The following is a 13244-nucleotide window of genomic DNA, read 5'->3' as shown; positions in this document are numbered from 1 at the left end:
CGGAAAAGAGATATGCACTCATAGCAGCACGTTTCGATCTGGAAAGCACATGGTGATGCTCGATACTCAACACCGCAAAGGAGTTTTTGTTATGCGTGCGTCTGTTGATGGAATGCACGTGGTCAGTGATAAAATAGTGCTTAAATAAATGAATGCTTTCACTACAAGCCGGGAGCCTTTATTGAATAAGGATCCCGGCAATCTTGATGTTAAGGGACGAAAACTTCCCGCGCCGAAATACCCGAAATCATCATTTTACTCACCCCTGCCACTTTTTTCCCTGCCCCGATATCCCGCCTGATCACAAGCGCATTGCCCGGCGCTTGAACCTTCCCGTTTACCACCGCAAGCCTGCGGCCGAACAGGTCGTAGTAGCGGGTGGTGACAATGGATTGGTTCTGTTGTGCGGGGCGAAACGACATTGGTTGCAAGGGCCGAAAAGATATGAACCGTTGCCAAGAGACTGGAGATACTCCAACACCGCGGTTGCCTCCGGCGTCAGGGCATACGAATTGGCTCCAAGAAGCACTGCAAACAAAACAGCTTGCACGGCGCCTCGACAACTCTTGAATGGTGAAATCATAACATTTCCTTCGTTAGCTAAACCGGATATTTGTTCCTGAAGTTTTTCTTTTCCCGAATATCAGTAGCTGTAATATAATATAGCTATAATATAATGTAGCTATAATATGTTATTGATGGCTTAAAATTGCGCGGGTTTTTAACTCTTTCTGCTCTCTGCTTCCTCTCCCAACCCCGGAGAGGTTGCATTATTGTAAAAACACGATCATCTCCGCCCATTCCTGTCTTCCTGAAGGGGAAACATTCTAAACAGGCCGAATCGCACACCGTATGCCGTAGCCCGACTGTAAAGGAGGGCTTAAGAATGATCAAAAGGTGCAATAAATTAGTCGTAAGTCGTTGATTTTTCGAGGGCCGTTTTTGTGGAATTTCTTGCAAGATGCTGATTTAATAGAAGTTGCATGGGCCCGACCCGGAGTATTGAATATTGGAGGCTGGGAAAGACTGGCTTGTAATACAGGAATTCAGACATTCACTGAGACACCATCTCAACCCCCTGCGTCCAAGCTTCGTACTCACTGATATCGATATCATCATTCCAGGAAATTCCATATCCGCCAGAATCGACCCGTGCACACTTGAAAAAGCCGTCATCCTTCAGGAGAAAAAACTCCGGCCTTTTAAGAATCGGATTGCAATCATAATCCTTGTGCTCTCCGTTCTCAAATTCAATTTCAAGATGCTTGTTGGGAAGTGGTTTGACGCTTCGAATCCGAGGTACTTGTTCCATATTTCATTCCAATCCAGGAAGTTTCATAAATCGCTGGCTATCCCAAATCGTCTGAAGCTCCTGCTGATACAAGGCCGCCCACTCCTTCACGAGTTTTTGGGCGCGAATGGGAAGATCGCCTTCAATCATCTCAAGGGTGTCCACACGAAAAACTCCGTTGTATTCTCCATAAACCGCATGAAAATGCGCATCTCCATGCTCTCTCTGGCTAAAATACATTTTAATAATTATGCCAAAAAATCGAGATATAACGGGCATCAGAAATGCCTCCTTTCACCGTATATAGAAAATACTACACTGAACAGATGGCATCAAATGCAGCGACCTTTTCTACCGAGAATGTCAAAGAACGATTGCCCTGCCCCTGCAATGGTAAGCTGTACAGCACCTGCCGGGAACTATAATCGACTGTATTTTCCGATATAAGCGGCCGGGCAAAGAGAGGAAAAACAGATAAACAGGCCAATATTTTAACCGGATGTAAATAATTGAGGATTATGAACGGTGCGAAAGCTGCAGTCAACCGCCATTGCTGCAAGGCCCCATGCTTTCTGCTTCCTCTCCCAACCTCGGAGAGGTTGCATTATTGTAAAAACACGATCATCCCCCGCCCATTCCTGTCTTCCTGAAGGGGATACATTCTAACCAGTCCGAATAGTACCCCGCGCCCCATATGCCGTATGCCGTAGCCCGACTGTAAAGGAGGGCTTGAGAATGATCAAAAGGTGCAATAAATTAGTCGTAAGTCGTTGATTTTTCGAGGGCCGTTATTGTGGAATTTCTTGCAAGATGCTGATTTAATAGAAGTTGCATGGGCCCGACCCGGAATATTAACTCTCATGGCCGTTTTTCCACTTGGCTTCCGCCACCTTTATACACTACCTCGTGCAACCCTTCATATTCCATTGCAGCTACCCAGAGCCTTCCCGGAATGATGCATGGCTCGCTTTGATAGCGCTCGAACCGGTACGGCATTGCCAGAAACCTGCCGACTTTGCCATGATACATTCGCAGCGAGCCGCGGTTAGTAAGGTGATATGTAATGCCGGGCGCATCATTGTTATTCCACAGCACGAATGAAACCGAGTCGCCGGTTCCTTCAACAATATCGATCCCGGCCTGCGTGATATGTTCCAGGATACAACGCAATTGGGCAGGTTTGAGCATATACCTGTATTCGGTCAGTTGCGACGGCTCACGCCTGATGGCGCTCAGATTGCGGCTGATCGCATCTTTGATACCGGTAGATAGATTGAAATGATGCATGTGGTCGCGTAAACGCTCAATACTGTCCTGTGTGGCATCGTACCGCACCGTCTGCGCGTATATCGCGCAGATAACCGGTTGCCGCACGCTGCAATTGCGTATCGTGATTGTCACTTCGTTGAGCGCCGGATCGTAGGCATATTTTGCTTGCACTGTCCGTTTGCCGTTGCGGATTGTAACGGACCGCGGCTCGCAAAGTCCCGATATGTGCAGCGTATAGTCGCGTCTCGCCGGAATCTGCGCATGGTCGCCCTCCGTTGCATGGATTTTCAGCTCAAGCGAGCTTTTGCGCAGTTTCTGCTCGATACGCGTGCAACAGAAAGCGCCGTCGCGAAATGCAATACTCTCGCCGTCATCTTCGTACAGCTCGAATGCCCCGTCGGCACCGGCAAAGCAGCGTAATTCCAGATGTTTCGGGTTGCCGGGATTGCCCCAGCCGGCATCCATATCCAGCGGTACAATGGCTCCCGCCCGCGCAAAGACCGGTGTGTCGGACAATGTGCCATAGCAGGCATGCAAGCCGCCGCCAGCATATCGCTTGCCGCTGAAAAAGTGGAACCATTCCCCTTCCGGCAGCCAGACCACCCGACGGCTCAAGCGCAGATCGGGATCGAGCGGTAACGTATACGGGGCAACGATAAGCTCCGTGCCAAACAGATACTGATGTGGACAATGATACGCTTCTTCACGGTCGGGATAGGCGTAGTACATAGGCCGGCACAACGGCAGGCATTCGGTATGAGTACGCCGGGCCATGCTGTATATATAGGGTACCAGGCGGCGGCGCAGTTGCATGGCATTGCGCGAATATGCCAGTGTGTTTTCATCATGGCACCATGGCATGCGCAACTGGAATTCGCTTTTTGAAGCGTGCAGACGCATAATCGGACTGAATACGCCATATTGCACCCAGCGCAGATACATTTCGGGATCTTCGGCGCCCCAGAAATGGCCGCCGATATCATGGCTCCACCAGGTGTAGGCGATATTAGCGGCAGTTGCGGTCAGATATGGCTGGAATTGCAGGGATTCCCAGGCAACGACCGTGTCGCCGGAGAATCCGACCGGATAGCGCTGGCTGCCCAGGCCGCCATTGCGCGAAAATGCCAGTGCTCGGTGTTTGCCGCTGCGCGTCAAGTCAAGGTAATGGATATGGTTCATCCACCAGAGCGGATCGACTCCGGGCATGTCACAGAACTCGCCCTGCTGCCAGTCCATCCACCAGAAATCCACGCCGATCTTTTCGTGCGGATGGTGCAGGTATTTGAGATAAGCGGCCGCGGCCGCTGGTTTGGTGATACAAAACGGGACCGGCTGCTTCGTTGATGGATCGATACCCATGGCGCGTGCCATTGATTCATAGCACTGCTCATGGGGATAGATGCCGTCGGCCGGATGCAGGTTAAGCGATATTCGCAAGTCGAGCTTTTTGCGCATCTCCCGCATAAAACCAGCCGGATCGGGAAAGTACTTTTTGCTCCAGGTGTAGCCGGTCCAGCCCGCGTGATGAGGATTATTTACTTCGTGCCAATCCATATCGATTACACAGACACTCAGGGGCAACCCACGCTTTCTGAATTCCCGCATCAGCTCCAGCAATTCACCATCGGTGTAGGCCCAGTACCGGCTCCACCAGTTGCCCAGTACCCACCGCGGGACCATCGGGATAGCTCCGGAGATCGCACAATAATCGCGCAAGCAGCCCTGGTAGTCGCTGCCATAGCCGAAAAAATAGAGATCGCGGTAGCCATCCGCGGCGCCGCGCTGCTTCATCCAGCATTGCTCATTGAATACCAGCGAGTTTGTGTCATCAATAATCGACCATCCGCAGCGGGACATCAACCCGTCACCTATTGGCGCGGACCCGCAGATACGATCAAGCGTGCGCAGCGTGCCGCCAAGATTGTTGTCATCCGTGTCACCGAAATGCCATGTCGCAACGCCGCCGTCTAAAGCGACCTCTAAATTGCTAGTCGTAAACCCTTCTTGTGTTGCCGTATACGATAACTTTAATGCAGCAGTTTCAATGGTTGTTTTTGCTCCTTTTGTCCGCACGGCATAGTGCGGCACAGGCTGCTTGCGAAACCAGAATACCTGCGAAGCGCGATCTTCGAATTGCCCATCGGGGCTATATTCCATGCGGATACAGCGGTCGGTCAATACTGTAAAACGCGCATTTTTTGCCCTGACTATCGCTTTGCTGTCGGCACGTGGTTCCGAATGGAATCGCAGGCTTTTTGGTACGTCGGCCATTGCATACTCCCGGCAATATGTGAATTCATGCGTCAATGCAAACGCCGCCAAAGCACACCGGCAGCGTTTTGCCTGATAATAATATAAGCAATGTATTGCCGCCGGAACAGGAAAAAATCTGGCAAATGATGTGATATTTTGCTATCTTTAAGGCAGAAAACTATTCGGAAAGGATCGTCTATGCCCCGCCCGGCCTGCTACGCCGGCTCGATTGTTGCCCGCGAAAACCGTTTTTGGAACTGCCATGCCGAGTCGTTTCTGCATAACCTACCCCTGGTGATTATGTACAGCGGCTATACCTGGTGGCACAAAGGCCAATCGTATGCCCGCAAAAAATCGGACATATTTGTCATAGAGCTGGTGACAGCGGGGAATGCCGAAGTTGTTCTGGACGGCCGCGTGCATGTTGTCGGTCCGGGCGAAGCGTTTCTGTTGCGTCGCAACGGCAGCCATACCTTCCGTGCCGGGCCCGCCGGGTTTCTGCACAAGCGCATGGTCATTATCGAAGGCGTGATGCTGGAAATTGTACTGCAGTCGCTCAATATCAACGAGCACGACACGGTTGTGTTTGATGACCCGTCCCGTATCAGCGCCATGTTCAAGGCCGCCAACCGTCTACTGGGCGAAAAAAGCGCGCACTATGCCTGGCGGCTTTCATTGCTTGCATACGAAATTCTGCTGGAGACCGGCCGCAACATTCTGCAAAAAGAGCTTCCCGCCGGTGTAGCAATGGCGCTGAACTACATGGATATGAATCTGCAGAAAAACCTTACTCTCGCTGATATCGCGCAGCAGGCGGGCATGAGCATGTATCACTTTTCCCGCCTGTTCAGCAAATCGGTACGCAGTGCACCCATGGCCTTTTTCCAGCGCCAGAAGATGACATTTGCCAAAAACCTGCTCTCCTCCACCACGCTGCTGATAAAAGAGATTGCCGCGCTGCTGGGTTTTGACGATCCGCTCTATTTTTCGGCGCAGTTTCGCAAATATGCCGGGATGTCGCCGAGAGCTTATCGGGAATCGAACAGGAGTGAGTGGAAAGCGCCGGGAAACAGGCACCTTGCCATGCGAAAAGATTTCGATACGTAAGAATTCCCATGGAGGAGGAACGTTGAAAATAACCCGACGAAAATTTCTGGAAAAAACGACGGTTTGCACGGCAGGAAGTGCTTTGACGTTGCACCTGGGCTCTCTGGCCGGGCCTGCTTTCGCTGGAACATCCCGCCCCAATATTATCCTGTTTGTCGCCGATGATTTGGGCAAACGGGAACTCGGCTGTTATGGTCAGGATGGAAGCCCTGTCGTAGATACTCCCGAAATCAATACTTTCGCGGATCAGGGGATCAGGTTCAACAACTATATTACCGCCTCAACTCTTTGTGCCCCCACTCGAGCGGCATTGGTAACCGGCTTACATTCCTTCCGGAGTGGTTCACTGACCAATTTCAATACAAACGACAAATCCGGAGTACAAACCCTCCCGGATTACCTTCCGAGCGGGTACCGGAAACTGCTGTTCTCAAAAAGCAAAGATCCGCACATGGACACCTCCGGATTCACGCAAATCGATAGTTCCATTTCGTTCCTGGAAGCCGACGATGGCATCTCTCCGTTTTTTCTGTGGATAAACGTTTCGAGGACCCATCGCCCCTGGACCGATTCCGGTCCATACACCGCCGACGACATCATCTATCCTCCCTATCTGGTTGATACTCCGGAAACACGCGAATCGGTAGCCAGGTACTACAATGCAGTACGAGCCTTTTCTCGGGATAATTTTGGAAATATCATCGGGGCTCTTGATGGGAATCAGAGCATACGGGACAACACGGTGGTGATCTTTACGGCGGATCAGGGACCCCAGGTTACTTTCAGCAAATGGACCCTCTACGAGGCAGGAGTAAATGTGCCGTTGCTGGTACGCTGGCCCGGAGTGGTTGGAGGTGGATCGGTCAGTGATGCGCTGATCAGTCAGACTGATATTCTTCCTACTGTTGTCGATATCGCCGGCGGAACCCCTCCTTCGGAGATCGACGGCCGGAGTTTTGTGCCGGTACTGCTCGGCGACACATCCACCCACCATGAAGAGGTTTTCTGTCAGCATACCAACCAGAGATTAACCATCGAGCCTTGCTATCCAATCAGAGCAATCCGGACGAATCGGTACAAGTATATCCGGAACCTTTATGCACCGGAGCAGAAATATATTAACAAGATCACCCTCTGCAACGATCCGCTCATGAGCACGTTCTGGTGCCCCTGGCTCGAGTTGGCGGAACAGGGTGATGAATTCGCTCAGGCACGAGTCCAGGCGTATGAGAGCCGTCCGTGTCATGAGCTGTACGATCTCCAAAACGATCCCTGGGAGCTGAACAACCTTGCCGACAACCCCGATTACGAACATGTTGTCATCGATCTCCGTCAGAAACTCGAGCTCTGGCGGGAACAAATGGGTGATCCGGAACTGACGGGTCCTGTCGGAAATTGCAGTGGCAAGGAACAGGGTGACTGTCCACTACCATCGACCGGCTCGCGCGTGCCCGGCAACACCGTAAGGAGTGTCTCCGGCGGGAATACCTCCTCTAACCTGCAGGAGAAATATTCGGTGCAGGGGCAGATGATTCCAGGAACGGACACGGGTAACAGCCATCCCGGGGTTTCCGTCATTCGTTCTGACGATGGCAGCATTCGGTTGGATCCGGGAGTATCCTCGCGCTCATCCAAATAAAAGCAGTTTCGGATAGGACACCCGAAACGGTGATTACACCATACACCGTATGCCGTAGCCCGACTGTAAAGGGCTTGAGAATGATTAAAACCTGTAATAAATTATTCGTAAGTCGTTGATTTTTCGAGGGCCGTTTTTGTGAAATTTCTTGCTATGTGCTGATTTAACAGAAGTTGCACGGGCCCGACCCGGAATATTTTAATTTCAACATATATAAAACATATAGAGCATTTGGAAAGGGGGATGAATGCATGATCAGTAAAGGGAATTCCATCCCCTTTAAAACCCACGTTGAAAATGCTTATTATATTCATGCCGGCAATGCCGGCATGTGTGGGCTGAGTGGAAAGCTTTGAGCATTTTTTTATTGCAGTTGAAATGAAGTTTACAATTTAAAAACCATTATGTGCAAAAAAGGATATTTTCCCGGTATTTCCAGGCTCATAGAGCCGGTATGGCTGTAAACGGTTCCCGTGCCGTTACAGGGACCTTCAAAAGTCCTTATTTAATTCCAGCAAAGTATCTGGCAGTATTCACATTTCTTACAGTCATAAATTGGTATTGCTTTAGGCTAATTATTTTATTCAGGTGGCTCTTATTATACTCTATTTTTTTTACGTTCCAGATAATTGCACCTTTGGTATATCTCATATCAATATATTCTTTTTTTACCGGGAGTTCATCGATTGTTTGCTTTGAGTCAATTTCGGGAAACAAATACGCGACATCTGTCTTTTGTTCAGCATCATTCTTCCATTCTTTTGGAATTGTGTCTGCAATCTTTTTTACTTCTTTTTCATTTTTAACAAGTGTTTGGATTTCAAAACCAAATTCCTTCTTTAATCTTTTTGGAATATCATTTTGTAACACTGTCTGTTTTGTGTTTGAGTCAAATATAATATTTCCGGAATTTAAATATGTTGCAACATTTGCATAACCCGGGGATTCAAAAAGATGTCTCAGTCTTTTCATTTCGACTTTTCTATTTCCTCCGACATTTATACCCCTGAGTAATGCGATATATTTCATAATAATATTCTTAATGATTTAAAATTTATAAACAATTCGTTTTCTGTGGCGAAGCGGAAGAAAATACAATATTGTTCCATTCTATATATAAAGAAAAAATCAAATTAATCCATACTTAGAGAAAGCCTGTCTTCAGTATTATCACTTGGAAAATGCCGGTAAAATAAAAGAAAAACCTACAAAAAACGCTTGTCAGTCGAAAACCGGCAAACCCCCGAATTCTTCACAGCATGCCGCAAACCATCTCAATCTCTCTACGGCGTATACCGTTTCCGGTACTCAGTCGGCGAAATCCCGAATCGCTGCCGGAACAGGGTGGCAAAATGGCGGGAATTATCGATTCCTACGTAGTTGGCGATCTCTTTGACATCGACCCGGGTCTGGGTGAGCATGCGGGATGCTTTGCCCAGCCGGAGGCCCGTTATAAATTTAGCCGGGGTGGAGAAAAAGCATTCGTTCCAGTGCCTGAAAAAGCCGGCCAGGGAAAAACCATAATCCGATGCCAGTTTTTCCAGATTGAACGGTTTCTGATAATGGTCCCGGATATACTGTTCGGCATCACGGATCCGTTTTTCCGCATCTGTCAAACGCTTCTCGTGTTCGGCAATGCGGCTTTCTATTATTGCCATCTCCGCATGACGGTCTATCTTATCTGCAATCCCCGGGATTGTAAGCTTTGAGCTCAGCTTGAGCAGCAGCTCAAGGTACATGGTTGTTGCCGGAAGATTATGTACCGGCCAGAGGAGCTCTTCTTTCGATTTCAGGCCCCAACGGGAAAAGAACTCTTTTTTGGTCGCTATATAACGGATATAGGTCTCTTTCCAGTGGTCGTGAGGACCGTAGGCATAATGATATCCGGGAACTTCAAGCAGGACAAATGGGGCTTGCACCTCCTGACGCTTTTGGTCTATCTCTAAAAACCATTGCCTTCTGTAATAAAAGAAAGGGAAACATCACCGACAGGCCAGATTCGATCCACTATATGGGTCTTTTGCTGGATATGGCCGATTGCAAATACCGGGGGAATGCCCGGTAATGTCCGTTTCAGATTGTGGAGATATTCAAAATAAAAGGTGTCTTTTTGCGCGTTGGCTTGTTTCATCAGGGAATCCCGATAATGTACTGATATTCCAATGTATAAATATAATGTAATGGAAAGTTGAAAGGTAGAACTCTATGGATCTATCCCGGTTGCCTTTATATATTCTGAGAAAAATTTAAACTTACTTGAGAGCAAAACATACCTTTTTCCGCTTAAATTACTATCGTAGCCACAACTATCGAAACCCGGCAAAGGAGGGGATTTATGCGTTCATGTATCATCGTAGCACTGTTTGCAGCACAGCTTTTGTATGCGGGTATCCAGCATTCCTTTTATGTTGCTCCAAACGGAAGCGATTCCAACCCCGGCTCCGAGGGACAGCCTTTTGCCACCCTGCAGCGGGCCGCGGATAAAATCGATGAGGTAAACAACAGCATGACCGGTGATATCGTGGTATATGTGAAAGCCGGAGACTATTATGTCGATCAGACCGTTGAGCTAACCGATGACCATTCCGGCTCGGGGGGTAATAAAGTGATAATCAAAAACGCCGATGCGGTCGGAAGCGCTCATTTCACGGGCGGCAGAGAGATTACCGGATGGCAGCAGCATGAGGGCAATATTTACAAAGCAGCCTGTGATCTTGATTTTTTCGTGCTCTTCGAAAACGGCACGCGCGCTATCAGGGCCAGAGAACCGAACCTTGAGTTTGATCCAAATTACCCGACTTCCCGGTATAAGTATCTCCGGGGCGGCGCACCGAACGGTGATGTCTATACGACACTTACCTATTATACCGGCGATCTGGACCCCTCCGGATGGGACCTCAGTGATGAGCCGCAGATACGCATGTGGTACGGCCCGAATAACTGGCGCTGGCAGGAGGGCATTCACACGGTTACCGGGATCAATGCATCGACACGGGTGATCAGTTTTACGCCCAGAGTGAACGAGGACTGGCAGAAGACCGGTGGTGACGATCAGGCGGACAGGGAACGATATGGTACCTATTACTACCTCGACGGTTCACTCTCTTTTCTTGACATGGCCGGCGAATTCCACCTGGATAAAGATAATAATGTTCTCTATTATCATGCCTATGATAGCCAGAATCCATCCAACCATACTATTGTCGCGCCGACCGTACACACTATTTTGAAAATAACCGGCTCGAATATCGTTATGGAGGGCCTCTCATTTTCGGTAACCGATCGTGGAGCCAATCCATTCGGCAATGTAACCGAAAACGGTATTGTCACGCTGAAAGACACTCGCAATGTCCGCATTGTCAAATGTCATGTTTCAAGTGGCGGACTTGAGGGAATTGTTCTTCGCAATGTTCACAACAGCAGTGTCCGGGACTCCTGGGTCCACGGCATGGGCGGGGGAGGGATCCTGGTGTGGCAGGGCAACGATGATACGGTGTATAACTGCAAGGTTCACGATATCGGTGCGGAAGTCGGCGGTGTCAGCTTGATTGGTCAGAACAAGGCAACCGATTATTCGCTAACCGATACATCGTTCCGTCTGGTAGTTATGAATTGCGAGCTGTTCAATTCACCACGATGGGCTGTCCGGTGGGGTTCCAACAAGGCCCATCACCAGAGCGGCGACCATTTGTTCAAATACCTGCGCGTTTACAATTGCGGCCAGGCAAGCAATGATATGGGGGCCATTTACTGTTGGCAAGCCGGTCCGGGGACGGTCATGGAGCAGATCCATATTACCGATATGGACTTTGATCTCCGGTATCCCGGCGGCCATTTCCAGGTAAGCGGTTTGTATTTCGATGATAACTCTACCGGACAGATTTGCCGCAATATCAAAGTGGAAGGCATTCAGGACTGCGACCATTGCAGTCTGTGCCGCCTGCGGAGTACCGGGCATACTGTCTTTAATGTTAATTGGAGAAACTCGTGGGCGGAAGGCTGGTCGGGTGGCGCCGAGCAGATGGGCGCGGATTTCGATGAGTCGCTGATGGAATACGACAAAATAGGCCTTACCTGCGATTTCCCGGGCGAATACGGCGGCAGCGGCAAGAGCGAATGCGGGGCAACAGTTGCTCAAACGGCATTGAGTGCTGCAGCGAAAATGCCGGCAGTACGGCTTGTCAAAGGAATAATGATAGACAAACAGAGCCCGGTATATTTCAAAAATGTTCCTGCGCATATCGAGATTTACAATGCGAGAGGACAAATGGTGGAATCGATTATGGTGCATGAAATCGATCAGCTCGATCTTTCCGGGACCGCAAAGGGGATTCATCTGTTCAGGATAAAGGAGGGCGGAAAACCTGAATAAGTTGCTGATAAAACCCAGGCGATAATTCGCTCGCATGGTGATTGCAAACAAGAATAACATTCAACAAAAGGATATACGATGAAAGCAAAAAGGAATAGCCCGATAACTGTGTTATCTGCAATTCTATTAGGAAGCGTGTATCCTTATTATTTATCTTCATTATTATTAAACAAGGCACGGTTAAACCAGGAGGTAACGCATGATTAACCGTCGGGATTTCATTCGACTGGGAGCCGGTTCAATTGCTGCTTCGGCGCTGAATCCTGCAATGAGTATGCCTTTGCAGAGCAGCCCCCCGAATATTGTGCTGATTTTTACCGATGATCAGGGATATGGCGATTTAAGCTGCTACGGCTCGACAACCATCAACACTCCCAAAATCGACCGGATGGCTGAAGAAGGCGTCAAATTTACGGATTTCCTGGTGACAAGGTCGGTGTGCACACCATCACGCGCGGCATTAATGACCGGGTCCTATGCATGCCGCGTGGGAATTAATTGCGTATTCCCTTCAAACAGTGAAGAGGGGCTTCACCCGGATGAAATAACGATTGCGGATATCCTGAAGCAAAAGAATTATGCCACGGCATGCATCGGGAAATGGCACCTTGGCCATTTGCCTCATTTTCTGCCTGCTCTTTTCCGTATAGTCGGCCTGGTATCAAATACACCATCTAATCTGTTTTGTGATGGCTTTAAAACATTGTCAAGATCTTCAAGTCTGTTGAGTATAAAAGCGCCTTTGCCCAGCGACCTATTGCAACCGTGGGATCTCCCTTTTCCATTCTTTTTATAGTGGAAAGACTCGCACCAATTCGTGCCGCCACAGCACGCGAGTTTGCCTCCAATGAGTTAAGCCGAAAAACCAGTTCCCCATTATAGCAGGTAAAACAGTCGCACAACAAAGTTTGGTAATAAAATTGCATGTTTGAGTTACGGGCTAATGAAATTGCCAAATATATCCCTGTCAAAGTATTTTTCAGGTATGACTGCTGCGAAAAGATATGCTTCAACGTTTCAAATGATTGCCGTAATACTTGACGAAGAGGCTGTCCCCTCGTTGCTTGCGGGCGGCTTTGCCGTGAATGAGGATAAATGCAAGGGCAATGCGGATCTATATAATCGCATCCGGTCGGCCTGTAAAGAAGGTGTTTAGTGTATCGATTCCCTGGAGAGCATAGGATTTTTGATTTTCGATTTAATATACGTCTTTTTGTGGCTTTTTCAAAATGAGCGTACCTTGTCTCGGGCCGTTATTCAAGGAAACCTCAAAAACGGCTGTATAACATAGGTAATTCATATCAAAGCCGGGG

Annotated in this window: 12 protein-coding genes; 5 read left to right on the top strand and 7 right to left on the bottom strand. The window is 48.9% G+C overall.

Annotation, left to right across the window (positions count from 1 at the left end; translation table 11 throughout):
• Window positions 1-209: 209 nt before the first annotated feature.
• From GF401_15455 to GF401_15440, 4 genes are all read right to left on the bottom strand, one after another.
• Window positions 210-422 carry a hypothetical protein gene (locus GF401_15455; protein MBD3346449.1) on the bottom strand — a complete coding sequence of 71 codons (213 nt, stop codon included), beginning with the start codon at window positions 420-422 and terminating at the stop codon, window positions 210-212.
• A gap of 632 nt (window positions 423-1054) precedes the next feature.
• Window positions 1055-1312 (bottom strand): DUF2442 domain-containing protein, encoded by a 258-nt coding sequence (locus tag GF401_15450; GenBank protein ID MBD3346448.1) that lies wholly within the window; start codon window positions 1310-1312, stop codon window positions 1055-1057.
• A gap of 3 nt (window positions 1313-1315) precedes the next feature.
• Window positions 1316-1570 (bottom strand): DUF4160 domain-containing protein, encoded by a 255-nt coding sequence (locus tag GF401_15445; protein MBD3346447.1) that lies wholly within the window; start codon window positions 1568-1570, stop codon window positions 1316-1318.
• Window positions 1571-2149: 579 nt separating this feature from the next.
• Window positions 2150-4831, bottom strand: a complete 2682-nt coding sequence (locus GF401_15440; GenBank protein ID MBD3346446.1) for a DUF5110 domain-containing protein — start codon at window positions 4829-4831, stop codon at window positions 2150-2152.
• Between the two features lie 180 nt (window positions 4832-5011).
• On the opposite strand from GF401_15440, the gene GF401_15435 reads away from it, so the two are divergent.
• Together GF401_15435 and GF401_15430 are read left to right on the top strand one after the other, a co-directional pair.
• Window positions 5012-5920: a helix-turn-helix domain-containing protein gene (locus GF401_15435; GenBank protein MBD3346445.1), complete on the top strand. Its 909-nt coding sequence runs from the start codon at window positions 5012-5014 to the stop codon at window positions 5918-5920.
• Window positions 5820-7559 (top strand): sulfatase-like hydrolase/transferase, encoded by a 1740-nt coding sequence (locus tag GF401_15430; protein MBD3346444.1) that lies wholly within the window; start codon window positions 5820-5822, stop codon window positions 7557-7559. The genes GF401_15435 and GF401_15430 overlap by 101 nt, the downstream gene beginning before the upstream one ends.
• Window positions 7560-8060: 501 nt before the next feature.
• Here the strand turns inward: GF401_15430 and GF401_15425 are convergent.
• From GF401_15425 to GF401_15415, 3 genes are all read right to left on the bottom strand, one after another.
• Window positions 8061-8588, bottom strand: a complete 528-nt coding sequence (locus GF401_15425; protein ID MBD3346443.1) for a DUF1697 domain-containing protein — start codon at window positions 8586-8588, stop codon at window positions 8061-8063.
• A 254-nt stretch (window positions 8589-8842) separates the two neighbouring features.
• A complete protein-coding gene (locus GF401_15420; protein ID MBD3346442.1) occupies window positions 8843-9478 on the bottom strand; it encodes a helix-turn-helix domain-containing protein in 636 nt (211 codons plus the stop codon).
• A 23-nt stretch (window positions 9479-9501) separates the two neighbouring features.
• Window positions 9502-9690, bottom strand: a complete 189-nt coding sequence (locus GF401_15415; GenBank protein MBD3346441.1) for a hypothetical protein — start codon at window positions 9688-9690, stop codon at window positions 9502-9504.
• Between the two features lie 204 nt (window positions 9691-9894).
• On the opposite strand from GF401_15415, the gene GF401_15410 reads away from it, so the two are divergent.
• The 3 genes from GF401_15410 to GF401_15400 all read left to right on the top strand — a co-directional run bounded on the left by GF401_15410 (window position 9895) and on the right by GF401_15400 (window position 13087).
• A complete protein-coding gene (locus GF401_15410) occupies window positions 9895-11931 on the top strand; it encodes a hypothetical protein (protein MBD3346440.1) in 2037 nt (678 codons plus the stop codon).
• Window positions 11932-12205: 274 nt separating this feature from the next.
• Entirely contained in the window at window positions 12206-12727 is a 522-nt protein-coding gene (locus tag GF401_15405; protein MBD3346439.1) for a sulfatase-like hydrolase/transferase, read from the top strand.
• Window positions 12728-12916: 189 nt separating this feature from the next.
• A complete protein-coding gene (locus tag GF401_15400) occupies window positions 12917-13087 on the top strand; it encodes a hypothetical protein (GenBank protein MBD3346438.1) in 171 nt (56 codons plus the stop codon).
• Window positions 13088-13244: the final 157 nt, after the last annotated feature.

It is taken from the genome of Chitinivibrionales bacterium (assembly GCA_014728215.1).
In the GTDB taxonomy this organism is placed as follows: domain Bacteria; phylum Fibrobacterota; class Chitinivibrionia; order Chitinivibrionales; family WJKA01; genus WJKA01.
Note: the sequence above shows the minus strand (reverse complement) of the source record. Positions and strands in the feature narration are given on the sequence as shown.

Bases quoted from the DNA above. Each gene is read 5' to 3' on its own strand.
- GF401_15455 (MBD3346449.1), bottom strand. From the start codon at position 422: ATGTCGTTTCGCCCCGCACAACAGAACCAATCCATTGTCACCACCCGC.
- GF401_15450 (MBD3346448.1), bottom strand. From the start codon at position 1,312: ATGGAACAAGTACCTCGGATTCGAAGCGTCAAACCACTTCCCAACAAG.
- GF401_15445 (MBD3346447.1), bottom strand. From the start codon at position 1,570: ATGCCCGTTATATCTCGATTTTTTGGCATAATTATTAAAATGTATTTT.
- GF401_15440 (MBD3346446.1), bottom strand. From the start codon at position 4,831: ATGGCCGACGTACCAAAAAGCCTGCGATTCCATTCGGAACCACGTGCC.
- GF401_15435 (MBD3346445.1), top strand. From the start codon at position 5,012: ATGCCCCGCCCGGCCTGCTACGCCGGCTCGATTGTTGCCCGCGAAAAC.
- GF401_15430 (MBD3346444.1), top strand. From the start codon at position 5,820: ATGCCGGGATGTCGCCGAGAGCTTATCGGGAATCGAACAGGAGTGAGT.
- GF401_15425 (MBD3346443.1), bottom strand. From the start codon at position 8,588: ATGAAATATATCGCATTACTCAGGGGTATAAATGTCGGAGGAAATAGA.
- GF401_15415 (MBD3346441.1), bottom strand. From the start codon at position 9,690: ATGAAACAAGCCAACGCGCAAAAAGACACCTTTTATTTTGAATATCTC.
- GF401_15410 (MBD3346440.1), top strand. From the start codon at position 9,895: ATGCGTTCATGTATCATCGTAGCACTGTTTGCAGCACAGCTTTTGTAT.
- GF401_15405 (MBD3346439.1), top strand. From the start codon at position 12,206: ATGCCTTTGCAGAGCAGCCCCCCGAATATTGTGCTGATTTTTACCGAT.
- GF401_15400 (MBD3346438.1), top strand. From the start codon at position 12,917: ATGACTGCTGCGAAAAGATATGCTTCAACGTTTCAAATGATTGCCGTA.